At 68.9% G+C, this 23,149-nt stretch carries 23 protein-coding genes and 1 tRNA gene; 17 read left to right on the top strand and 7 right to left on the bottom strand.

The features are described 5' to 3' along the window. The first annotated feature begins 6 nt into the window (after positions 1-6). Genes EVS83_RS15930 through EVS83_RS14025 form a run of 3 tightly spaced genes read left to right on the top strand, consistent with a single transcriptional unit; the run spans position 7 to position 2,109 of the window. Positions 7-585, top strand: coding sequence for a phage holin family protein (locus EVS83_RS15930; RefSeq protein WP_208108752.1), 579 nt, complete (start codon positions 7-9; stop codon positions 583-585). Positions 586-593: 8 nt separating this feature from the next. After that, complete coding sequence (locus EVS83_RS14030) at positions 594-959, top strand: hypothetical protein (protein ID WP_133501643.1); 366 nt, start codon at positions 594-596, stop codon at positions 957-959. A 4-nt stretch (positions 960-963) separates the two neighbouring features. Then, entirely contained in the window at positions 964-2,109 is a 1,146-nt protein-coding gene (locus EVS83_RS14025; protein WP_133501642.1) for an AI-2E family transporter, read from the top strand. Position 2,110: 1 nt separating this feature from the next. Here the strand turns inward: EVS83_RS14025 and EVS83_RS14020 are convergent, their stop codons facing one another. Further along, the gene (locus tag EVS83_RS14020) at positions 2,111-2,872 is read right to left on the bottom strand and encodes a M90 family metallopeptidase (protein ID WP_425456113.1); all 762 of its coding nucleotides are present in this window, start codon (positions 2,870-2,872) and stop codon (positions 2,111-2,113) included. Between the two features lie 3 nt (positions 2,873-2,875). Further along, on the bottom strand, positions 2,876-3,136 hold the full coding sequence (locus EVS83_RS14015; RefSeq protein WP_133501641.1) for a hypothetical protein: 261 nt from the start codon (positions 3,134-3,136) through the stop codon (positions 2,876-2,878). Between the two features lie 140 nt (positions 3,137-3,276). On the opposite strand from EVS83_RS14015, the gene birA reads away from it, so the two are divergent. From birA to EVS83_RS13995, 4 genes are all read left to right on the top strand, one after another. After that, positions 3,277-4,254 carry a bifunctional biotin--[acetyl-CoA-carboxylase] ligase/biotin operon repressor BirA gene (birA, locus tag EVS83_RS14010; protein WP_133501649.1) on the top strand — a complete coding sequence of 326 codons (978 nt, stop codon included), beginning with the start codon at positions 3,277-3,279 and terminating at the stop codon, positions 4,252-4,254. Next, positions 4,251-4,976 (top strand): type III pantothenate kinase, encoded by a 726-nt coding sequence (locus tag EVS83_RS14005; protein WP_133501640.1) that lies wholly within the window; start codon positions 4,251-4,253, stop codon positions 4,974-4,976. Before birA ends, EVS83_RS14005 begins: the two co-directional genes overlap by 4 nt. Positions 4,977-5,031: 55 nt before the next feature. Further along, the gene (locus tag EVS83_RS14000; RefSeq protein ID WP_133501639.1) at positions 5,032-5,697 is read left to right on the top strand and encodes a hypothetical protein; all 666 of its coding nucleotides are present in this window, start codon (positions 5,032-5,034) and stop codon (positions 5,695-5,697) included. Further along, positions 5,688-5,763, top strand: a tRNA-Thr gene (locus EVS83_RS13995). The genes EVS83_RS14000 and EVS83_RS13995 overlap by 10 nt, the downstream gene beginning before the upstream one ends. 314 nt (positions 5,764-6,077) lie before the next feature. On the opposite strand, the gene EVS83_RS13990 is transcribed toward EVS83_RS13995, so the two are convergent. Further along, a complete protein-coding gene (locus EVS83_RS13990; RefSeq protein WP_133501638.1) occupies positions 6,078-6,509 on the bottom strand; it encodes a pilin in 432 nt (143 codons plus the stop codon). Between the two features lie 569 nt (positions 6,510-7,078). Here EVS83_RS13990 and EVS83_RS13985 point away from each other — a divergent pair. From EVS83_RS13985 to EVS83_RS13970, 4 genes are all read left to right on the top strand, one after another. Beyond that, on the top strand, positions 7,079-10,393 hold the full coding sequence (locus tag EVS83_RS13985; protein ID WP_133501637.1) for an EAL domain-containing protein: 3,315 nt from the start codon (positions 7,079-7,081) through the stop codon (positions 10,391-10,393). A 13-nt stretch (positions 10,394-10,406) separates the two neighbouring features. Continuing rightward, positions 10,407-10,658 carry a hypothetical protein gene (locus EVS83_RS13980; RefSeq protein ID WP_133501636.1) on the top strand — a complete coding sequence of 84 codons (252 nt, stop codon included), beginning with the start codon at positions 10,407-10,409 and terminating at the stop codon, positions 10,656-10,658. Positions 10,659-10,754: 96 nt separating this feature from the next. Continuing rightward, positions 10,755-11,678 (top strand): arginase, encoded by a 924-nt coding sequence (gene rocF, locus EVS83_RS13975; protein ID WP_133501635.1) that lies wholly within the window; start codon positions 10,755-10,757, stop codon positions 11,676-11,678. A gap of 150 nt (positions 11,679-11,828) precedes the next feature. Continuing rightward, entirely contained in the window at positions 11,829-11,981 is a 153-nt protein-coding gene (locus tag EVS83_RS13970; protein WP_115648159.1) for an entericidin A/B family lipoprotein, read from the top strand. A gap of 62 nt (positions 11,982-12,043) precedes the next feature. On the opposite strand, the gene EVS83_RS13965 is transcribed toward EVS83_RS13970, so the two are convergent. Next, positions 12,044-12,826, bottom strand: coding sequence for a hypothetical protein (locus tag EVS83_RS13965; protein ID WP_133501634.1), 783 nt, complete (start codon positions 12,824-12,826; stop codon positions 12,044-12,046). 145 nt (positions 12,827-12,971) lie between these two features. Here EVS83_RS13965 and EVS83_RS13960 point away from each other — a divergent pair, with 145 nt between their 5' ends. From EVS83_RS13960 to pyrC, 6 genes are all read left to right on the top strand, one after another. After that, positions 12,972-14,255 carry a tryptophan--tRNA ligase gene (locus EVS83_RS13960; protein ID WP_133501633.1) on the top strand — a complete coding sequence of 428 codons (1,284 nt, stop codon included), beginning with the start codon at positions 12,972-12,974 and terminating at the stop codon, positions 14,253-14,255. After that, positions 14,252-14,569: a hypothetical protein gene (locus tag EVS83_RS13955; RefSeq protein ID WP_246022967.1), complete on the top strand. Its 318-nt coding sequence runs from the start codon at positions 14,252-14,254 to the stop codon at positions 14,567-14,569. Before EVS83_RS13960 ends, EVS83_RS13955 begins: the two co-directional genes overlap by 4 nt. Before the next feature lie 90 nt (positions 14,570-14,659). Continuing rightward, the gene (locus EVS83_RS13950; RefSeq protein WP_133501632.1) at positions 14,660-16,717 is read left to right on the top strand and encodes a TonB-dependent receptor plug domain-containing protein; all 2,058 of its coding nucleotides are present in this window, start codon (positions 14,660-14,662) and stop codon (positions 16,715-16,717) included. A 62-nt stretch (positions 16,718-16,779) separates the two neighbouring features. Continuing rightward, positions 16,780-17,469, top strand: coding sequence for a dethiobiotin synthase (bioD, locus tag EVS83_RS13945; RefSeq protein ID WP_133501631.1), 690 nt, complete (start codon positions 16,780-16,782; stop codon positions 17,467-17,469). After that, positions 17,466-18,467 (top strand): L-threonylcarbamoyladenylate synthase, encoded by a 1,002-nt coding sequence (locus tag EVS83_RS13940; RefSeq protein ID WP_133501630.1) that lies wholly within the window; start codon positions 17,466-17,468, stop codon positions 18,465-18,467. The genes bioD and EVS83_RS13940 overlap by 4 nt, the downstream gene beginning before the upstream one ends. Continuing rightward, positions 18,464-19,501, top strand: coding sequence for a dihydroorotase (gene pyrC / locus EVS83_RS13935; RefSeq protein WP_133501629.1), 1,038 nt, complete (start codon positions 18,464-18,466; stop codon positions 19,499-19,501). The genes EVS83_RS13940 and pyrC overlap by 4 nt, the downstream gene beginning before the upstream one ends. Positions 19,502-19,513: 12 nt before the next feature. Here pyrC and EVS83_RS13930 read toward each other — a convergent pair whose 3' ends face one another. From EVS83_RS13930 to EVS83_RS13920, 3 genes are all read right to left on the bottom strand, one after another. Further along, a complete protein-coding gene (locus EVS83_RS13930) occupies positions 19,514-20,197 on the bottom strand; it encodes an adenine nucleotide alpha hydrolase (protein WP_133501628.1) in 684 nt (227 codons plus the stop codon). A gap of 11 nt (positions 20,198-20,208) precedes the next feature. Next, the gene (locus tag EVS83_RS13925; RefSeq protein WP_133501627.1) at positions 20,209-20,553 is read right to left on the bottom strand and encodes a hypothetical protein; all 345 of its coding nucleotides are present in this window, start codon (positions 20,551-20,553) and stop codon (positions 20,209-20,211) included. A 127-nt stretch (positions 20,554-20,680) separates the two neighbouring features. After that, positions 20,681-23,149, bottom strand: a 2,469-nt coding sequence (locus EVS83_RS13920) for an amidohydrolase family protein (RefSeq protein ID WP_133501626.1), incomplete at its 5' end; no start/stop codon positions are given.

Here is a 23,149-nt window from a genome sequence, read left to right as displayed (position 1 = left end):
TCGGCGATGACCGGCGCGGGGAGCGCGAACAACGACGAGCGCCCGGGTCCTGCGGATCCGGGCGTTTCGCATGGCGCGCCGCCGCCGGATCTCGAGGAATCGCTGCGCCAGGTCATGGCGGCGGGGCGTTCGAGCCTCACCGCGGCGACCGATGCGTCGAAGGCGCTGCGATCGCTGCTCGCCGCCGACATCTCGCTCGCCCGCAGCGCGCTGGGTCGCACCGTCGCGTTCACCGGCCTCGCGATCGCGTTCGGCGCGAGCGCGTGGCTGCTGCTGATGGCGAGCGTGATCTCGCTGCTCGTGGGTCGCGCGGGTCTGTCGTGGACGGCGTCGCTGCTGATCTGCGCGTTGGTGAGCGTCGTGTTCTGCGCGCTCGCGGCGTGGATCTCGATCCGCTACTTCGAACACACGCGCCTGCAGGCGTCGCGGCGCCAGCTCGCGAGGCTCGGTTTCGGCGAACTCGCCGACTTCACGCCAACGCCGGGGTCCGCGGCATCGGCGGCCGACATCGAAAGCGACGACGTCAAAACCGCTTCGGGCGAACCGGTCAAGGACAAGACCGGCGTGCCCGTCACTCCGCCCTGAGGCGCCGCGTGGCCACATCCTTCAAGCAATTGATCGAGAAGGTGCAGACCGCCGAGTACGCGGTCGAGGCGCAGGAGCGCCGCATGGCGGCCGACTGGCGCCAGCTCAAGGCATCGTGGAAAGCCGGATGGACGCCCGGTCGCATCGTCCTCGCCGGGCTCGTCGCCGGTTTCGTCGTCGGCCGCGTCGAGCCGACCAAGAGCGTCGCCAAGGGCAACAGCATCATGCAGATGATCACCGCGCTGTCCGGCCTGTTCGCCAGTGCGACCGCGCAGCACGCCGCCGCGCACGTCGACAACGTCGCGGACGACGTCGGGGATGTCGCCGACACGGTGCAAGCCTCCGTTCCCGACACCGCGCCCGCGGACGTCTGAGCGCATGACCAGCACCACGCCGCAGCACACGCTCGTACCGCCGGGCGATCCGATCGCGCCGCCGGTGGCGCCGGAGGACGAGGGGCACGTTCCGCATCCACGCCCGCGCGCACCGACCGCGGTGATCGTGCTCGCGGTGATCGCCACCGGTTTCACGTTGTGGGCGGCGCAGGGGCTGATCCTGCCGGTGCTGCTCGCGATGTTCTTCGCGCTGGTCGGCAATCCGATCATCCGCGTGCTCAAGCGTCTCTACGTGCCGCGTTTCATCAGCGCGCTGCTGGTGATCACGCTGGGCTTCGCCGGCGCGGTGATGCTGGTCGAGCAGCTCGTGCAGCCGGCCACCGAATGGATCCACGAGGCGCCGCGAGGCATCCGTTCGCTCGCGCCCAAGGTGCGCGACATGATCAAGCCGGTGCACGAAGCCAACCAGGCCGCGCAGCGTCTCGCGCGTGCCGCGGCGGCGGGCACCGGCACGGGCAGCGAGACGCGCGTGCAGGTCGTGCGCACCGAGAGCCCCGGCGATCCGTATCGCTGGCTGATGGGTACGCCGAAGCTCGTGAGTTCGCTGCTCGCGGTCGTGCTGCTGACGTTCTTCTTCATGGTCTACGGCGAGAACCTGCAGAAGCACGCGCTCGCCTTGCTGCCGACGCGCCAGCAACAACGCATCACCGTCGACATTCTCAATTCGATCGAGCGCGAAATCTCGCGTTACGTGCTCACGATCAGCGTCATCAACGTCATCGTCGGCGTGGTGATCGCCGCGTTGCTCAACTGGATGGGCGTGCCGCCGCAGGAAGCGCTGCTGTGGGGCACCATGGCGTTCCTGCTGAACTTCGCGCCTTACGTAGGGCCGTTGATCGGCATCCTGACGTTGCTGGTGATGGGCTTCCTGCGCTTCGACGATTGGGCGGTTCTCGCGCCGGCCGGCATCTACCTGCTGGTGCACGTGCTGGAAGGGCAGCTGATCACACCGATCGTGCTCGGGCGTTCGATGCGGCTGTCGCCGCTGATCCTCATCCTCGCGCTGATGGTGTTCGGCTGGGTGTGGAGCATGATCGGCCTGCTGCTCGCGGTGCCGCTGCTGGTGTGCGTCAAGCTGGTGCTCTCGCGCATCGAGGGCATGGAAGGCTGGGCGCGACTGCTCGAGTGATTCAGCGCGCGAACGGCGACGGGCCGTAGAAGCGCGCGAGATGCTCGGCCACGTTCGGATACGCGCGACGCAGTTCGTCCGGTGCGCTGAAGTGGTATTCGCTGACGACCGCGAAGAATTCGTCCGGCGCTTCGGCGGCGTAGTCGTCGATCGGCGCGCGACGCCCGCGATCGAGGCGATCGGTCAGATCGTCGAACGCCTGCTGGAAATCGCGGCTCCACTGCGCATGCCAGTCGGACGGAAGCGGCGGCGTGCCGTCGAGTTCGCCGTCGAGCAGGTCGAGCTTGTGCGCGATCTCGTGCACCGCAACGCACAGGCCGTCGTTCGGCGATGCGCAATCGGCCAGCACGTCGGTCCACGACAGGATCAGAGGCCCGGCTTCCCAGGCCTCGCCAATCAGGTCGTCCTCGCCTTCGTGCAGCACGCCGGCGGCGTCGACGTGGCTGCGGTTCACGCGAAACGCGTCGGGATAGACGATCAGCTGCGACCAGCCGCGCAACGCTCCGACGCCGAGTTCGAGCACCGGCAGGCAGCAGGCCGCGGCGAGCAGCGCGCGATCGCGGTCGTCGAGTTCCAGATCGCCGACGGGCGTGATCGCGCGGTTGCGCAGGAACCAGGCGGCGAAACAGGAAAGACGGTGGCGACGCGCGTCGTCCAGCGCAGCCGCCCACGGCAGATGCGCGACGACGTGCGCGTCGAGGTCAGGCGGAAGCGGGGTGTCGGGGCGATCGGATCGCGCGAGGCGACGCAGCCAACCGAGCACGCGTCAGCGGAACATGCCCGGCAGGAAGCTGTGCCAGCGCAGGCGCGGTGCGTTGCCGATGTCGCCGTGCACGCTCGGGCGCACGTGCGATTCGTTCGCGGGCGCCGAATCGCGTGCCGGGGTGGCCGGCTTGCGCGCGGCGGGCTTCGCGGTGGCGACGGTGTCGGGGCAGGCGCCGCTGTCCGGGCTGCTCAGGCGCACTTCGCGCGCCGCGACATCGGCGCAGGCGAGAAGCATCAGCAGGCACAGGCACATACGACGCATGGTGACCCCCGGACCGGGCTAGCCCCGGAACTCCGTGAGGATAGCGCGAAACCTCCGGCGCCACCGTGCCGGACGTCGGCACCGTTAAGCGCCCTCATAATGGCCGCATGACCTCCGCCCCCGATCGCCCGGCCCGCCCCATGGACGACCGCGCGCTCCTGCGGGCCTTGGCGGACGGTCCGGTCTCGGGCGACGCGCTGGCGCGGGTCGCCGGCACCACCCGGGCGGCGGTCTGGAAGCGGATCGAGGCGCTGCGCGAGGCCGGCGTGCCGGTCGAGGCCGCCGCCGGGCGCGGCTACCGGCTGGCCATGCCGCTGGACCTGCTCGACGCCGACGGGATCCGTGCCGCGATGCCGGCCGACGTCGCCGCCGGGCTCGCAGCGCTGGACGTCGCCTGGACCATCGACTCGACCAACACTGCGCTGCTCCGCGAACCGGCACCGGCGCACGGTGCGCGCGTGCTGTTCGCCGAACGGCAGACCGGCGGGCGCGGCCGTCGCGGTCGGACGTGGCAGTCGCCGCTGGGCGCGAGCCTGCTGCTGTCGGTGTCGCGCGCCTTCGATGGCGGCCTCGCGCGGCTTGGCGGCCTGAGCCTCGTGGCCGGCATCGCCACCGCTGCGGCCCTGCGCGCGTCCGGATTCGATGCCGTCGGCCTCAAGTGGCCGAACGATGTGGTGGTCGAGCAGGGCGGCGGGCTGCGCAAGCTCGGCGGCCTGCTCGTCGAAGGCGGTGGCGAACACGGCGGCCCGGCGCGTGCGGTGATCGGCATCGGCCTCAACGTGCGGCTACCAACCGACGCCGCGGCCGCGATCGACCAGCCGTGGGTCGACCTCGCCACGCTCGGCACGCCGCCCTCGCGCAACGTCCTCGCCGGGACGCTGCTCGCGCACCTGCTGCCCGCGCTCGACACGTTCGACCGCGACGGTTTCGCGCCGTTCGCCGCGCGCTGGCCCGAGTTCGATGTGCTGCGCGACCGCGACGTCGTGCTGCATCTGCCCGATCGCACGGAAGGCGCGCGCGTGCTCGGCCTCGCCGACGACGGAGCGCTGCGCGTGCGCACCGCGGCCGGCGATCGCGACGTGCATGCGGGTGAAGTCAGCCTGCGGGTGGCCGTATGAGCGCGTGGCTGTTCGACCTCGGCAATACGCGGCTCAAGTGCGCGCCGCTGGTGGACGGACGGGTCGGCGAGGTGCTCGCACTGCCGCACGCGACCGGCACGCTGGCCGCTGCGTTGGATGCCGCGTTGCCGGGACGGATCGATGTCGCCTACGTGGCGAGCGTCGCCGGTGAAGCGCTGCGCGTGGAGCTGCTCGATGCGCTCACGACCCGCTGCGCGCGCATCGAACTCGCCCGCACGCAGCCGCGCTTCGCGGGCCTGCGCATCGCGTATGCCGAACCGTCGCGTCTCGGCGTCGACCGCTTCCTCGCGATGCTCGGTGCACGTCGGCATACGGCGGGCGCCGTGCTGGTCTGCGGTGTCGGCACCGCATTGACCATCGATCTCGTCGACGCCGACGGACTGCATCGCGGCGGCCGCATCGCACCGTCGCCCGAGCTCATGCGCGAAGCGCTGCACCAGCGCGCGCCGCAATTGCCCGCAAGCGGCGGCGACTGGGTCGACTGGGCCGACGACACCGTCGATGCCCTCGCATCCGGTTGCTACGGCGCGACGCTCGGTCTCATCCGCGACGCCCGCGTCGCCGCACGCGACACCTTGGGCGTCGCGCCGACCGTCCTGCTGCACGGCGGCGGTGCCGAGCCCTTGCTCGATCGCCTCGATGACGTGCGCTACATCGGCGCATTGGTGCTCGACGGGCTCGCGTGCTGGGCGACGACGTGAGCGCCGTCACGTCGCCACGGCGCGACGTGCAGGCGCTGCTCGCTAGAATCCCCCGATGCTGATGCGCGCACTGCTCGTGCTGTTGCTGGTGCTCAACGCGGGTGTCGCCGCGTGGTGGGCACTGCACGCGTCCGCGCCCGCGACGGCATCGTTGCCGCTGCCGTCGGACGTGCCGACGCTGGAACTCGTCGACGCCGCGAATGCGCGGGTCGCCGTGCGTTCCTCGGCCGCGCCGTCGACGCTGCGCTGCTGGCGCTATGGCCCCTTCACGAATGCCACCGCGTTCGACGCCGCGCGTCGCGCGATCGTCAGCCAGGTCGCGTGGACGGCGACGGCCGAACAGATCGCGGGCACCCCGCGCGCGTGGCGCGTCGTGCTCCCGCAGCCGGATCGCGCGACGGCGACCGCCACCGCTGCACGCATCGGCGCCGCCGGCTTCAGCGACTTCATCATCCTTCCCGAGGGCGGGCCGGACGCGAACACCATCGCGCTGGGCCGCTACCGTGGCGAGACCTCGGCACACGAGCGCGAGGCGGCATTGAATCGCGCCGGCTTCGCCGCACGCGCCGAGCCGGTCGGCGGCCGCGTGGTCCAGTGGCTGGACGTTGCCGCCACCCCGACCTTCGACCCGCATTCCGCCGCGCTCGGCCTGACCGGCGCCTCGATCGACTGCGCCGGCGTGGTCCGCGACGGGCGCTACACTATCCCCGGGCCGGCTTAGCTCAGTCGGTAGAGCAACTGATTTGTAATCAGTAGGTCGTCAGTTCGATTCTGACAGCCGGCACCAGCCGCGATCGATCTCGCGGTCGCCCACCCAACGACGTCGCGCGCTCGGCCGCCGATTTGCGCCTGCGCGCCATGATGCAGCCGTGTGCCCCGTCCGCGGCAGAGCGCAATCACTCGGTAAATCTCGCAGTGATCAGTACTTCATTTGCGTCCCACGTCAGCCGCCGCGGTCTTGCGGTCACAGAATCGCGAGCCTCCAGTGTGCGGCGCAGATCGGCGTGAGCCGTCGACACCGGCACGTCCGTGCGCATCTCGCATTTCCGGGCCCACAAAAAAGAGGGCCGCTTTCGCGGCCCTCCGACCCGCCCCGAGGGGTTAGCGGCAGGAACTCGGACGATATTTGTCGGCGATAGAGCCGCCGCTGCAGGTCCACGAGATCGAACCCTGATTGTCCACTGGGCTCAGCGTGAGGCCGGTGCCCGCGGCCTTGATCTTCGAGCTCGTCGACGTCTCGTTGAAGACCAGGTTGATCTTGCCCGTAGCAACGGTCGCGCTCGTCACGTACTTGCCCTTGATCGACGCGGCAGTGGCCAGGCCAGCAGCCGCATTGTTTGTCGGCCATGCTGCGTAGTTCGCGTAGTACTCGGCCACCGACGTCTTCGCACCCGACGCCAGGCTCATGCCTTCCGACACCTGCGAGCGGGCGACGTAGTCCTGGTAGGCCGGCAGCGCGATGGCGGCCAGGATGGCGATGATCGCGACGACGATCATCAGTTCGATGAGAGTAAAGCCCTGCTGGTTCTTCATATGCGTCTCCGCTTCGACCGGTGCGACACCATGGCTGCGCCTGAAACTGACGCAGCGCCGCTCACGGAACTCGTCTCTGCGAGTTTCTCGATTCGCGATATCCGTCACGTTCTTTCAGTGTCGTGATGTCGCCCAGCGTCACTTGTTAACGGTGCTCGTTAGCAGTCTCCGTCAGGCTTGAGCCAACGTGGCCCGATTTGGGCCATCTCGTTCCGCGACCGTGTACGACTGCTTCTCCAGTGGGCCAACCGGCGTGAGCCCACGCCAACGCACTCAACCCGGACAGAGAAGATGTCGTCGAAAAGGACCGATCGTTCCAGACGCGTTGGGCACTGACGGTCCGGTCGAGTCCTCCGTCGAGGGCCGCGCCACAGCGTGGACGTGCACCGCATCGACGGGCGGTCGAAGCTTCCGTATCCGCGTGACGGATCGAATTGCGACGAGTTGGGACTTGAAGGTCCGCAGGGCTGCGGCCACCCAACTCAGGCAAAACCCGACGGACGAACCGGGCGGCGTGCTGTAACGTGGCCCTATCGCGGCCGGGGGGCGCTGCGGACGGAGACGACGCGGTGTCCGCACGGACCGGATCGCGCTGGGAATCGCTCGACCTGGGCACGAACGTGCCACACGTGGTCGTCGGTTCCGTGCTGTTCTCGTTCGCCGCGATGATCGCCCTCGCGCTCGGCCGCATCACCAGCGGCACGACCTCGCTCTGGATCGCCAACGCGCTGATCGTTGGTTACGCGCTGCGCGTGCCGAACGCGCGCATCACGCCGCTCGTCCTGATCGCATTCTTCGGCACGCTGCTGTCGGCGGGTTATCCGTGGCGCAGCTGGGCGCCCATCGTCACGGCGGGCGCTGCGAACGTCGTCGAGGTCACGATCGCGCTGGTGTTGCTGCGGCGCATGCGTCTGGGCGTCGACGCCGTGCCCGACGGCGTGCGCGTGCTGTCGGGCCTCGCGGTGGCCGTTGCGCTCGCGCCGGCCGCCGGTGCGTTCGTCGGTGCGTGGGTGCCGCTTCCGATCGGTGCGTGGAGCGGCCAGTTCCTGCGCTGGTACTGCGCCGACGCCTTCGGCATGTTCGTGGTGCTGCCGTTCGCGTGGGCCTACTCGCGCGAGGAAGGCCGCGAACTGCTGCGCGGCCGTCGTGGCGCGGAACTGCTGGCGTGCGCGCTGGCCTCGACCGCGGTGGCCTACGCCGCGGTGACGCAGCTGCGGCATCCGTACGCGATCATCGCGTTGCCGCTGCTGGCGGTCGCGACGCGCGGCGTGCTCGTGACATCCATCTGCAATGTGCTCGTGATCGCCACGGTGATCACGGTGACGACGCTGCAGCAGCACGGCGTGCTTCCGTCCTGGAACGGGCCGAACGATCCGGCGCTGCAACTCGCGTGGTTCCAGGCCTGCGTCAGCGCGGTCGGGCCGCTCGTCGTGGCCATGCTGATCGCCGACCGTGAGCGCGAACGCGCGGTGTCGGTGCGGACCGCCGAGCGCCTGCAGGTGATCGCCGACAACCTGCCGGCGTACGTTGCCGAACTCGGCCCCGACCTGCGCTACCGCTTCGCCAACCGCAAGTACTTCACCTGGCTCGGCAAGGCGCCCGACGGCCTCATCGGGCGGACACCGGGCGAAGCGCTGGGCGAGGAGGCCGCCAGTCGCGCGCTGCCCTACATGCAGGCCGCGCTCCAAGGCGAACCGCAGCGCTTCGAGTTCGACCTCGGCGGCCAGCGCCTCGACGTGTTCTACGAGCCGCTCGCGCATTCCGGCGGCTTCGTGCTGATGGCGCACGACGTCACGTGGCGCTATGAAGCCGAGCGCCGTTTCCGGCACCTGCTCGAATCCGCGCCGGACGCGATGGTGCTGTTCGATCCGACCACGCGCCGCATCTTGCTGGTGAACCACCAGGCCGAATTGCTGTTCGCACGCCCGCGCGCCGAATTGCTCGATCAACCCGTCGCCGACTTCCTCGAAGGGTTCGACACGCTCGATTCGGACGCGGTGGAATCGCATCTCAATGCACGCGCCTCGCGAACGCAGGGCGACGTGCTGGACGTGCAGGCCGTGACCGCATCGGGCACGCGGGTGTCGGTCGAGGTCGTGCTCGGCGAACTGCGCGCGGGCGACGCGGTGCAACTCGTCGCCGCGGTGCGCGACGTGTCCGCACGACGCCGCACCGAACGCGCGCTGCAGGAAGAACGCGAGCGCGCGCAGGTCACGCTCAATTCGATCGGCGACGCGGTGGTGACGTACGACACCGCGCGCGTGGTGACATCGCTCAACCCGATCGCCGAGGCGATGACGGGCATCGGGCGCGAACGTGCGGTTGGCCGCCCGCTCGACGAGATCGTGCGGCTGCACCACGCCGAAGGCCGCGATGGCGATTCCCCGGAGGGCGCGGCGCTGCTGCACCGTCATGACGGCCAGGAGCTGCACGTCGAGTACGCGCATTCGCCGATCACCGATGGCGAAGGCCGCGTGGTCGGCGGCGTGACCGTGTTGCGCGACGTCAGCGAGATGCGCGCAATGGCCGAGCGCATGTCGCATCTCGCGCAGCACGATTACCTGACCGGCCTGCCGAACCGCGTGCTGCTGCAGGATCGCCTGTCGCAGGCCATCCATCAGATCGGTCATGGCGCGCACGGCGCGGTGCTGTTCGTCGACCTCGACTTCTTCAAGACGATCAACGATTCGCTCGGTCACCAGGCCGGCGATCGCGTGCTGCAGGAAGTGGCGCGCCGTCTCGCGAGCGTGGTCGACGCCGAGGACACCGTGAGCCGCCAGGGCGGCGACGAATTCGTGCTGCTGCTGACGCGTCTGTCCGATCCGAGCGATGCCGCACGCGTGGCGGAGCGGCTCATCGCCGCGATCGAAGCGCCGATCGAGATCGAAGGCCGTGCGCTGCATGTCTCCGCCAGCGTCGGCATCGCGCTGTTCCCGGAAGACGGGCAGGACATCCGCACGCTCACCAAGCAGGCCGACACCGCGCTGTACCACGCCAAGCAGTCCGGACGTTCGCGCTACAGCTACTTCACCGCGGTGATGAGCGAACGCGCCGACCAGCGCCTGCGCCTCGAGAGCGAACTGCGCACCGCGATCAGCGACGACCAGCTCTTCCTCGTCTACCAGCCCAAGATCCGCCTGCCGGATCGCGCGATTTCCGGCATGGAGGCGCTGGTGCGCTGGCGTCACCGCGACGGGCACGTCGTGCCGCCGGGCGAGTTCATTCCGGTCGCGGAAGAGACCGGCCTCATCGTCGCCATCGACGAATGGGTGCTGCGCGAGGCCTGCCGCCAGAATCGCGCCTGGATCGACGCAGGCCTGCCGGCGCTGCCGATCGCGGTGAACCTTTCGCTCGCGCGCTTCGATCCGGCGCGCATCGTCAACGGCATCGCGCGTGCGCTCAGCGACAGCGGACTCGCGCCGTGGCTGCTCGAAGTCGAACTCACCGAAAGCCAGATGCTCGACCACAGCGAGCGTGCGTCGCAGTTGATCCAGGGCATCCGCAAGCTCGGCGTGCGCGTGTCGGTGGATGATTTCGGCACCGGCTATTCGAGCCTCGGCTACCTCACGCGCCATCGATTCGATGCGATCAAGATCGATCGGTCGTTCGTGCAGGGCCTGCCGCGCGAGCCCGGGCAGAAGGCGGTGGTCGAAGCGATTCTCGGGATGGCGCGCGCGCTGGACTATCGCGTCGTCGGCGAAGGCGTCGAGACCGACGAACAGGCCGAGGCGCTGCTGGCCCTCGGCTGCCACGAGATGCAGGGTTACCTGCTCGGTCGCCCGATTCCTGCACCCGACATGGAACGACGCCTGCGCGAGGGCAACGTCGCGCCGCTTTCGCCGTCGCCTCACTCCACGCACGCCACGCTGGAACCCTCGAAATGACGAGGAGTACGGCATGGCCCGCAACTTTCCCGGCGGCGCGCCGGTAAGCGGTATCGGTCGCCAGAGCGGCGACGACCCGACCGCACGCGGCGGCGACCGCATCGACACCCAGATCGACGATCGGCAGGGGATCGAAGGCCGCGACGATGACGACCTCGCCGCGGGCAGCGAAGCCGAAGCCTGGCGACAGGGCGCGCGCAGCACGCCGTCGGCGGCGGACGTGCGCAGCGACGACCAGGGCGTGGAGAACGGCGAACCGCGCTGAGCCGGCCGACGTTTCGGAGGCGGCCGATACAATGCGTCCACCGGCCGGGCCTGCTGGGACGGGGTTGTCGCGGCGCCCGGGCGCGGAGATCTCCGCATGTCCCGTATTTCTCCCCTCGTCACCCTGATCGGGGCGCCGACCGACGTCGGCGCCGGTCACCGCGGCGCGCGTCTCGGACCCGAAGCGCTGCGCATCGCGGGACTCGGCGAGGCGCTGATCGCGCGCGGCGTCGAGGTCCTGGATCGCGGCAACCTCGACGGCCCGCGCAACCCGTGGCTCGACGCGGTCGATGGCTACCGCCACATCGCCGAAGTCACCGAATGGAACCGCCTCGTGATGGAGGCGATGCATGCCGAACTGTCCGGCGGGCGGATGCCGATCCTGCTCGGCGGCGACCATTGCCTCGGCCTCGGTTCGATCACCGGCGTCGCGGGCTGGTGCCGCGAGAACGGCAAGAAGCTGCGCGTGCTGTGGCTCGACGCGCACGCCGACTTCAATACGAGCGAAGTCACGCCGTCCGGCAACATCCACGGCATGCCGGTCGCCTGCCTGTGCGGCCTCGGCCCGCAGGCGCTTACGCATCTCGGCGGCAGCGCGCCGGCGATTCGCGCGGAAGACGTGCGCCAGATCGGCATCCGCAGCGTCGACGAAGGCGAGCGACGACTGATCCGCCAGCACGGCCTCGACGTCTACGACATGCGCTACATCGACGAGATCGGCATGCGCGCGGCGATGGAGGAAGCGCTCGACGGCATGGACGAGAACACCCACCTGCACGTGAGCTTCGACGTCGATTTCCTCGATCCGTCGATCGCGCCCGGCGTGGGCACCACCGTGCTCGGCGGGCCGACCTATCGCGAGGCCTCGCTCGTCATGGAGATGATCTGCGACACCGGCAAGCTCGGTTCGCTCGACATCATGGAGCTGAATCCGCTGATCGACGATCACAACCGCACGGCGACCCTCGCGGTGGATCTGGTCGAGAGCCTGTTCGGCAAGTCGACACTGCTGCGTGATTGACGCGTGATCGTCGCGTCGTCACTCGCATGAATGTCATGTAACGAAGAACGGCGGGAAAAAGCGGCAGTCCACATCCGTTTCACGCGCGACATCGTGTCATCGCCCCACGGATTTCCCATGCCGCGTTGCGGCGACCCTGGAGATGACACCATGAAGCGACTGACTGCCCTGCTGCTCCTCGCCATGTTCTCGATGAGCACCCTCACGGCCTGCAACACGATGGCAGGCGCCGGCAAGGACGTGCAGAAGGTTGGCGAGAAGGTCGAAGACAAGGCGCAGGACTGCAAGGACGGCAAGTGCTGATCCCAGCGCATTGCAGCTGATATGCGAAGGGCCGGAGCGATCCGGCCCTTCGTATTTGCGCATTACCAGCCCGGCGGCGGATCCGGCACGAAGCCGCTGCCCGGGAATGCCTGCGGCCCGCGCGTGACGCGGCGCTCGTACGGCACGATGCCGCGTTGCGCGAGCGTCTGCATGTCGTCGTAGCGGATCTCCGTGACCTGCACCGGATTGCGACTTGCGCGCACGAAGCCGGTGCGCGACACCGGCGAATACTCCGACGCGCCGTGCCCCGTGCCCAGCGACTGCTGCGCGCGCGCCGCCGTGGGCGCTTTCGCTTCGGATGCGGCCGCGGCATCGGCCGCGTTGCGTTCGGGCATGTAGACCGGCGGCGGAGGCGGCGGCATCGGCCGCGCTTCGTCGAACACGGCGATGCCGATCACGCCGACGTTGCGCGGACGCCCGGTGCGCGCGGCGTAGCTGTCACGCAGGTCGGAGAAGTAGAACTGCGCGACGTGCTGCAGCGACTTGCGCCAGCCGGCGACCTCCGTCGTCGCGAACGGTTCGAGCACGTAGCCCGCCTGGCTCGCGCTCGCGGTCTGGCCGGTCACCGCGTTGACGCCATCGACGCTCAGCACCACGAGGACGCGCGACGCGCTGTGGTTGGTCAGACGCACGGCGTACCGATGGCCGGGTTCGCCCGGCACCCACGCCTGGCCGCGATGCAGGTACTCGGGCAGGGTGCCGCCGTCGTCGCGATCGACGACGGACAGATCGACGCGTTCGTCGTTCCACGTTCGGGCCTCGGCAGCGCCCGCCATGGCGAGCAGGGTGGACAGCACGACGGTGGCTCGGAATCGGCGGGACATGGCGGTGCTCGCGGTTGGGGTGTCGTCCTCAACGCGCGACACGCCCGTGCGGGGTTGCGCCGGCGGCCTGCATTCAGGGTGTGTCGCCCGGGGCGGTGCGGGCGCGCGCGGTAAACTCGCGGGCCGCACGCTGCTTCGCATCACGATGACCCGCACCCGCGTCCTCACCGGCATCACCACCTCGGGCACGCCGCACCTGGGCAACTACGCCGGCGCGATCCGCCCCGCGCTCGAGGCCAGCCGCGACCCGTCGGTGGAGAGCTTCTACTTCCTCGCCGACTACCACGCGCTGATCAAGGTGCAGGACCCGGCGCGCGTGCAGCGCTCGACGCTCGAAATCGCCGCGAGCTGGCTCGCCGCAGGGCTGGATCCGCAGCAGGTCTGGTTCTACCGCCAGAGCGACATCCCCGAGATTCCGGAACTCACGTGGCTGCTCACGTGCGTGGCGGGCAAGGGCATCCTCAACCGCGCGCATGCCTACAAGGCGGTCGTCGACAAGAACCGCGAAGCGGGCGAGGACGACGATGCGGGCATCACCGCCGGCCTCTTCATGTACCCGGTGCTGATGGCCGCGGACATCCTGATCTTCAACGCGAACAAGGTGCCGGTCGGGCGCGACCAGATCCAGCACATCGAGATGGCGCGCGACTTCGGCCAGCGCTTCAACCATCTGTTCGGCGAACACTTCACGTTGCCGGAAGCGGCGATCGAGGAGCACGTCGCGACGCTGCCCGGCCTCGACGGCCGCAAGATGTCGAAGAGCTACGACAATGTGATCCCGCTGTTCGCCCCGCGGGAGCAGTTGAAGAAGCTCATCTATTCGATCGTCACCGACTCGCGTGCACCGGGCGAGCCGAAGGACGCCGATGCGTCGAACGTCTTCCAGCTCTACCAGGCGTTCGCGTCGGGCGAGCAGGCGGCGGACATGCGTCGCGCCTTCGACGCCGGCATCGGCTGGGGCGAGGCGAAGCAGGCGCTGTTCGAGCGCATCGACGCGGAGATCTCGCCGATGCGCGAGAAGTACGAGGCGCTGATCGCCAAGCCGGCCGACATCGAAGCCATCCTCCGCGACGGCGCATCGCGACTCCGCGCCCGCTACGCCACGCCGCTGCTCGCCGAGTTGCGCGAAGCGGTCGGCCTGCGCGATCTGTCGAAGGCGACGGTCGCCGTGTCGAAGGACGACGACAAGCCGACGCCGGCCACGTTCAAGCAGTACCGCGAGAGCGACGGACGCTTCTACTTCAAGCTCGTGCGCGGCGATCGCGTGCTGCTGCAGAGCGGCGGCTTCGACGCACCGCGCGATGCGGGCCAGCGTGTCGCCGCGTTGAAGCAGGCGGCGCGACTCGACGACGAATCGCTGCTCGCCGAAGGCGCCACGCGCGAGGACGTCGATGCGGCGCTTGCCGAAATGGCGGAGGCGGCGGCATGAGCCTGTCGGTGCAGCAGATGCTCGCGCTGATCCTGTTCCTGCCGTGGTTCGCGATCCTGTCCGGGCTGTTCTGGTTCTACCCGCGCCAGCCGCGCACCGCGGCGCGGCGCCTGTTCGACCTCGCATCCATCGCGATCGCCGTCGTCGCGTTCGTGCTGGTCGCGCGCTGGGCGCACGACTACGCGGTACCAACCGGGACGGCCGGCAACATCTGGCGGCAGGTGCTCGCCACGACGTCGGGCTACGGCGTGTTCCTCGGGGTGATGGTCGTCGCCTGGTTCGTGCGCAGGCAGTGGCTGCGCGGCGGCCGATAAACGGCGTTTAAACCTTCGGCGACGGCCGCGCATCCATGCAGGTGTCGACGACGGTCGCGTCGCGACGTCCAAGCCACTGAAGGTTCGTCCATGACCCGTCGCCCGACCCGCACGGCGCTCTGCGTTGCGCTCCTGCTTGCCGCCTCCACGTTGCATGCGCAGGACGCCACGCCCACTTCCACATCGGCCGTGCACACGTATTTGCCCGCGGATTTCGCGCGATACAACCCGCACAACGCGCTCGACATGCTCAAGCAGGTGCCGGGTTTCGTGATCCGCCAGGCGGACCAGGAGCGCGGCCTCGGCGAGGCGACGGGCAACGTCGTCATCAACGGCCAACGCATCTCCGGCAAGTCCAACGATGTGCTGACCGAGATGACGCGCATTCCCGCGGCGAACGTCGTGCGCATCGAGATCGTGGACGGCTCGACGCTGGCCATTCCGGGCCTCACCGGCATCGTCGCGAACGTCGTCACCAAGCCGGGCGGCATGAGCGGGCAGTGGTCTTGGAAGCCCGACATCCGCAAGTACTACACGCGGCCGCAGATCACGCGTGGCGATGTGTCGGTGAGCGGTTCGGCCGGCGCGCTGCAGTACAACGTCGGCCTCAGCAACAACGGCAACCACAGCGGCGCCGGCGGCGGCACGGTGATCTACAACGCCGACGGCAGCGTGCGCGACGTGCGCGACGATGCGTGGACCGGCGAGTCCGACAACCCCACGCTCAGCACGCGCCTGACCTACACCGCGGCGGATGGCGACATCGCCAACCTCAATGCATCGGTGTCGAGGGAGTTCTACCACTACCGCGAAGACGGCACGCGCAGCGGGCCGGGTCTGCCCGATCGCACGCGCGCGGTGCGGGAGAACGAGGGCGGACACTCGTTCGAGATCGGCGGCGACTACGAGTTCGGCCTCGGCATCGGCAAGCTCAAGCTCATCGGTCTTGACCGCTACAAGCACCAGCCATACGACCAGACGGTCGTGACGCATTTCGTCGACGGTTCACAGCCCGACGTCGGCAGCCGCTTCGCGCGCGACAGCGAGGAGTCGGAAAAGATCGCGCGCGCCGAGTACAAGTGGACGACGGGCAAGAACGACTGGCGCATCTCCGCGGAAGGCGCGTTCAACTCGCTCGACAGCGCGTCGAGCATCGCTGTGCTCGACAGCAGCGGCAACTTCGTCGGCGTGCCGCTGCCGGGCGCGAATGCGACGGTGCAGGAAGACCGTTACGAACTCATGGGCAGCTGGGGCCGGCCGTTCGGTGCGGCGCTGAAGTTCCAGATGTCCGCCGGTGGTGAGTACTCGAAGCTGCAGCAGGTGGGCGCGGGCGGGCTGACACGGGAATTCATCCGGCCCAAGGGTTCGATGTCGCTGGCGTGGAAGGCGAGCGACGTGCTGGACGTCAACTTCAAGCTGCAGCGCAAGGTCGGCCAGCTCAACTTCTACGACTTCCTCGCCTCGGTGAACCTCAACGACGGCAGCCAGAACGCCGGCAACCCGGACCTGGTGCCGCAGCAGAGCTGGGAGTTCGAGGTCGAAACCACGCGCACGCTCGGCCAGTGGGGCACGACCACGCTGCGTGTGTACGACCATCGCTTCGACGATTTCATCGACACGATTCCGATCGGCGACACCGGCGAGAGCCCCGGCAACATCGACAGCGCGCGCGAATATGGTTTCGAGTGGAAGGGAACGTGGAAGTTCGATCCGCTCGGCTGGCGCGGTGCGAAGCTGGACACCCGCTGGTGGGTGCAGCAGAGCAGCGTGAAGGCTCCGCTGACCGGCGAGCGTCGTCGCACCAGCTGGAGCCTCATCCACTTCTGGGACGTCGCACTGCGGAACGACGTACCCGGCACGCCATGGGCCTGGGGTTTCGACGTCAACCACGAGCTGGACTCGCGCAACGTGCGGCTGACCGAAATCGACCACACATGGGAAGGCCCGGTGTGGGGCTCGCTCTACATCGAGCGTAAGGATTTCTTCGGACTGACCGTGCGTGCGACGCTCAGCAACGCGCTCGGCGCGGGCAGCTACCGCGACCGTTACGTCTTCGACGGCCGTCGCACGGATCCGCTGGATTTCCACGAGGTCCGCGACCGCCGCATCGGCCCGATCCTGTCCTTGAACGTGTCCGGCACGTTCTGACCGGCACGCGGCGTTCCGCCCGCGCGGTCGACCCCGGCGTCGCCCGCGCGGACAATGCGCGCATGCATGGACTGTTCGTCACCGGCACCGATACCGGCGTGGGCAAGACCCGCGTCGCCACCGCCCTCGCGCACGCACTGACGCGCCGCGGCGTGCGCGTGCATGCGCGCAAGCCGGTGGAATCGGGCGTCGATGCGCGCGTCGGCCCCGCGGATGCGCAGGCGCTGCGCGAAGCGGCCGGCGCACACGAAGCGATCGACGTCGTCTGTTCGCTCACGCTGCGCGCGGCGCTTTCGCCCGAGCGCGCCGCGGCGCTTGAGAACGTCGCACTGCCGCTGCAGAAACTCGTGGATGCGGCACGCCGGGATGTCTCCGCGAGCGGCTTCGCGCTGGTGGAAGGCGCAGGCGGCTTCTATTCGCCCATTGCGGACGGCGCGTTGAATGCGGATCTCGCGGCTGCGCTCGGCTTGCCGGTGTTGATCGTCGCGGCCGATCGCTTGGGTGCGCTGAACCATGTGTTGCTGACGATGGATGCCGTGCACAAGCGCGGGCTCGACATCGCAGCGATCGTGCTGAACCGCACCTCGCGCGATGTCGATGCTGACATGGACAACGCCGGCGATCTGCGGCCACGTCTTTCGATTCCGGTGATCGAGTTCCCGCACGGCGACAATGCCGGCCGCGATGCATGGTCGAACGAAGCCGATGCGCTCGCAACGCTCGTCGACGGTCTGCAGGTGCGTGCGGCATGACCACGCACGCGCGCGACACCGATATCGAACGCGCGGTCGACCTGCTGCGCGCGGGGCGGCTCGTCGCGTTTCCCACCGAAACGGTCTACGGCCTCGGCGCGAACGCGCGCGATGCGGACGCCGTCGCGAAGATCTTCGCTGCGAAAGGTCGCCCGTCCGACCATCCGCTGATCGTGCACATCGCTTCGGCGCAGGCGCTGCCGCGCTGGGCATCGCACGTACCTGAAGCCGCACAGAAACTCGCCGCGGCGTTCTGGCCCGGTCCGCTCGCGATGGTGCTGCCGCGCGCCGAGGGCGTGCCGGACGCGGTGACCGGCGGCCTCGACACCGTCGCGCTTCGCGTGCCGCGGCATCCCGTCGCGCTCGCGCTGCTGCGTGCGTTCGACGGCGGCCTCGCCGCGCCGTCGGCGAATCGCTACGGCCGCGTCAGCCCGACGCGCGCGATGCATGTGCGCGAGGAACTGGGCGATCGCGTCGACCTCGTGCTCGAAGGCGGCGCCTGCGATGTCGGTATCGAATCGACGATCGTCGATCTGTCCGGCGACGAACCTGTGCTGCTGCGCCCGGGTGCGGTGACGATCGAGATGCTCGAACGCGTGCTCGGCCAGCGCGTGCGCCACGCGGGTGAGAACGCGACCCCCGCGCCCGGCCGCAAGCCATCGCATTACGCGCCGCGCGCGAAGGTGCTGCTCGCGAGCGACGCCGAAGCGGTAAGCCTCGCGCGCTGCTTCCACGCCGGCGGCGCACGTGTGGGCCTGCTGTCGACGAAGGCGCCGATGGAAGCCGGCATCGACTGGCTCGGCCTGCCGCAGGATGCCGACGCGCAGGCGCGCGAGCTCTACCAGCGGCTGCGCGATGCGGACGCGCTCGGGCTCGACATCGTCGTCGCCGTCGTGCCGCCGCTACGCGAGGGCATCGGCGAAGCACTGCAGGACCGGTTGCGCCGTGCGGCCGGTCTCGGCGATGGCGCGCCGGATGCGTCAGACTTGCACGCATGACCGACCGCCTCACCATCACCCGCCCCGACGATTGGCACGTGCACCTGCGCGATGGCGCGATGCTGCGCGACGTGCTGCGCGACACCGCACGGCAGATGGGCCGCTCGATCGTCATGCCGAACCTCGTGCCGCCAGTGGTCACGACGGACGACGCGGCTGCGTATCGCGAGCGCATCCGCGCCGCGCTGCCCGCCGGTGCGTCGTTCGAACCGCTGATGACGCTCTATCTCACCGAGGGCACGACGCCCGCGGAGATCGAGCGTGCGAAGGCCAGCGGTTTCGTGCACGGCGTGAAGCTCTACCCCGCGCACGCGACGACGAATTCGAGCCACGGCGTCACCGATCTGCGTCGCTGCGCGGCGACGCTCGAGGCGATGCAGCGCGTCGGGATGCCGCTGCTCGTGCACGGCGAAGTCACCGATCCCGACGTCGACGTGTTCGATCGCGAAGCGGTGTTCATCGAGCGCGTGCTGACGCCGCTGGTGCGCGACTTCCCGCAACTCAAGATCGTGCTCGAGCACATCACGACAACGGCCGCGGCGGAGTTCGTCACGGATGCGCCATCGAACGTGGGCGCGACGATCACCGTCCACCACCTGCTGCTCAACCGCAACGCGATCTTCGCCGGCGGCCTGCGTCCGCATCACTACTGCCTGCCGGTGCTCAAGCGCGAGCTGCATCGCCAGGCGCTGGTGAAGGCGGCGATCTCGGGCAATCCCAAGTTCTTCCTGGGCACGGACAGCGCGCCGCATCCTAAGCATGCGAAGGAATCGGGCTGTGGTTGCGCGGGCATTTACACCGCACACGCAGCGATCGAGCTGTACGCGGAAGCGTTCGACAACGCGGGCGCGCTCGACAGGCTCGAGGGCTTCGCGAGTTTCCACGGCGCGGACTTCTACGGCCTGCCGCGGAATGCGGGCACGATCACGCTGGTGCGTGGCGACGTCGCCGTGCCGGAAACGGTCAGCGTCGGCGGGCACGAACTCGTGCCGTTCCGCGCCGGGGCGACGGTCGGCTGGCGCGTCGAAGCCTGACGCGACGCGCCGTCAGGGCGCGTCGACCAGCAGGAAATCCGTGTAGTAGAAGCGCTCGTCGCGCAGCACCTGCTCGCCGGGGCGGACGTCGATCGCGCGCTCGAACATCGGGCCACCGACGACCAGCGTGTGGAACTCGCCGTTCTCGCCGCAGGGATCGCAATCGTTCGGCAGTGCCGCGAGCAGCGTGTCGTCGAATGCGCGGCCGGAGAACGTCGCGTCGAGCTGCTGGGTATCGACGCAGCACAGATGCGCGCGCAGGCCGCCCGCGATCATTTCGCGGGCGAGGCGCGCGGTGTTCTCACCGAACAGCGGCGTGTCGATGCGCCAGCCGAGCGTCGCGCATGACGCCTCGCGCCAGCTGCGTACGTCCTCGAGGAACAGATCGCCGAACGCGATGGTCTCGAGCGCGGGCCAGCGCTGTCTCGCCCGGTCGAGCGCGGCGGCGAATGCAGTCTCGTAGCGCGCGTTGTCGCACTGCGGCTCGATCTCCGCTTCGATCAACGGCAGGCCCGTCGCGTTCGCCTGCGCCTGCAGCACGTCGCGACGGATGCCGTGCATTGCGATGCGATCGAATTCGCGATTGACGGTGGTCAGCAGCGCGACGACCTCGACGTCATCGCGCTGGCGCAGTGTGTGCAGCGTCCACGCCGCATCCTTGCCGCCGCTCCACGACAGCAGCACCGGACGTCGCACGGATGACGTGCTCAGGCCGCGGTGACGTCGCGCAGCTGCCAGTGGCTGCCGGCGAGCAGGCGCAGGCGGTGACGGACAACGTCGCCGGGCAGCGTGGTGGTCAGCACGAGGTCGATGTGCAGGTCGTGCTGCTCGCCGCTCGCGACGGCGTTCGGGTCGGTCGCGCCGAGTGCCGGGTCGACGTCGTCTGGATCGGGCTGGCCGCCGCGCCAACGGTCGAACACCTGCGTCGTGCGCATGGCCTGCTGCAGCTGCTCGGCGAATTCCGCGGCGCCATGCGCGGTGAACGAGGTGGCGGCGGTGTCGCCGCGGGCGGCGGCGCCATCGGGCAGGCGGATGTAGTAGCGCGTCGACATGGAAGGCTCCTCAGGGGGTGCGTTCAGTGTATTCAGGCTGCCACGGTCGCTTTGTGAAAACACGTGCCGGATCCCGAAACGACGACGGCCCGCCGAAGCGGGCCGTGTCAGGCGCGAGCTCGACCGATCAGTCGCGATCGGCGCCCGCGGTGGCCTCCTGGCCGAAGCTGCGACCGTCCTGCCCGCGCTGCCAGAAGAAGACCGGCGCCGGCGTGTCCTTGCCGCCGATCTCCTTCATGCCGGCGTCGACGTCGAACAGGCGGCCGTCGACCATCACGTAGCGGGTATCGATCGTGCTGCGGATGTTCTCAAGCGGATTGCTGTTGAGCACGACCAGGTCGGCCTTCTTGCCGACTTCCAGCGAGCCGGTCTGCTTGGACAGGCCGAGGTAGTCGGCGCCGTCGATGGTCGCCGCGCGCAGCGCTTCGAAGTTGCCCATCGCCTGCGCGAGCATCCACGTCTCCCAGTTCGCCGACAGGCCCTGCAGCTGGCCGTGGCCGCCGACCTGCACCTTGATGCCGGCATCGCGCATCTTCTTCGCGGACTTCGCGATCTCGACGTGCCAGTAATCCCAATCCGGCGCGATCTCGCGACGGATGCTACGCGCGTCGAGCGTTTCGCGCGGGAAGAAGCGCGCGAGCTTCTTGTCTTCCCAGACGTTGTCGTGTGCGTACCACCAGTACTCGCCCGACAGGCCGCCATACGTGACGACCAGCGTCGGCGTGTTGCGCACGTCGGTCTGCGACCACACGCCGAGCACGTCCTTGTACAGCGGCGCGATCGGAATGTTGTGCTCGATGCCGGTGACGCCGTCGAGCATCATCGGCATGTTGTGGTTGAACGTGGAGCCGCCTTCCTCGACCACCAGCATGCCGAGTTCGCGCGCCGCCTGGTTGATCTGCTGGTGCTGCTCGCGACGCGGCTGGTTGTAGCTCTTCACCGAGAACGCGCCGACCGCCTTCATGCGACGCAGGTGACTGCGCGCATCGTCGAGCGAATTGACCACCGCCTTGAAGTCGCCATCCGCGCCGTACAGGATCGTGCCCGTCGAATACAGCCGCGGGCCGACCATCTTGCCGGCCTTCAGCAGCTCCGACTGCGAGAACACGTACTCGCTGCTCGCCGACGGGTCGTGCATGGTGGTGATGCCGAACGCGAGGTTGGTGTAGTACGCCCAGTTCTTCTGCGGCACCACGCCCGAGCCGAAGTTCGCCGAGTGCGCATGCACGTCGATGTAGCCCGGCACGATGGTCTTGCCGCGCGCGTCGATCGTGCGCGCGCCTGCCGGCACATTCATCTGCGATGCGGGGCCGACCGCGACGATGTGATCGCCCTGCACCACGACCGTTCCGTCGTCGATCACGTCCTGCGTGTGCTCCGCATCGCGCATGGTGACGACGCGGGCATGCGTGAACGCGACCGTGCCCTCCGGTGCGTACACGGTCTGCGTGAGGCCGATCGGGATGCCGCCGTCGTTGCTCGGCTTCGGAAGCTCCTTGGGCGCGCCCGGCACGAACGCGAACGCATCGCGCAGGTCGCGCGAGTAGTAACGGTCGCCCATCATCCAATGCAGCGACTTCGAATCCGCGCCCCAGTGCAGGTAGCTGCCGACGTCCGCGGTGACCTGCGTGACGGGAACCGCCTTGCTGTCCTTCGACAGTTCGACCGACTGACCCGTTTCCACCAGCGGCGTCACGTAGGCATTGAACAGCTCGGTGAACGCGACCCACTTGCCGTCGGGGCTGATGCTGACGGTGTCGGGATACTTCAGCGAATACACCTCGCGCGGCTCTTCGCTGTTCAGGCCGACCGACATCAGCTTCTTCTTGAGGCCGCCGCCGGTGAAGTAGTAGACGCGCGTGCCGTCGGCGCTGAACTGCGGCGCGTCGCCTTCGTCGGCGATGCGATGCGCGCCGCTGCCGTCGGCGTTCATGACGTAGATGCCCTGCTCCTGCGTCCACGCCGAACCGGTGAGCCCGCTGCCGCCGCTCTTGGAATAGACGATGCGACGACCGTCCGGCGAGAAGCGCGGCGCGTAGTAGTAGCCCTTCTCGGTGGTGAGCTTGCGACCTGCGCCCGTGCCGTTCGCATCGCGCAGCCAGATCGCCGACAGGCCTTCGTCCGACCACGTGGTGTAAAGCAACTTGCTGCCGTTCGCGCTGAAGCTCGGCTGGTACTCGTAGACGCCGGTGTTGCTGGTCAGGCGTTCGGGCGTGCCGTTCGGCAGCGTCTTGCGCCACAACTGGCCGACGGCATTGAAGATCAGCGTGCGACCGTCCGCACTCGTCGCGACGTCACGGATCATCTTGGGCGTGAACGTGCCCGTCTCAATGTCGTGCGTGAAGCGCAGCGGTTCGGCGACGGTCTGCTCGATGTCGGCGGTGAACGGAATGTTGCTCGCGTTGCCGCTCGCCATGTCGACGCGCCACAGCTTGCCCTGCGCCCAGATCACGACGTTCTTCGAATCCGGCGTCCAGTCGAAGTCGGTGTACGGGCCGAAGATCGCCCAGGCTTCCTGCTGGTCATGCGAGAGGCCGTCCCACACCGGGCGCACTTCGCCGCTTTTGAGGTCCATCACGTGCAGCACCGACTTCTC

The sequence above is a fragment of the Cognatilysobacter terrigena genome (genome assembly GCF_004361065.1).
In the GTDB taxonomy this organism is placed as follows: Bacteria; Pseudomonadota; Gammaproteobacteria; order Xanthomonadales; family Xanthomonadaceae; genus Cognatilysobacter; species Cognatilysobacter terrigena.
Note: the sequence above shows the minus strand (reverse complement) of the source record. Positions and strands in the feature narration are given on the sequence as shown.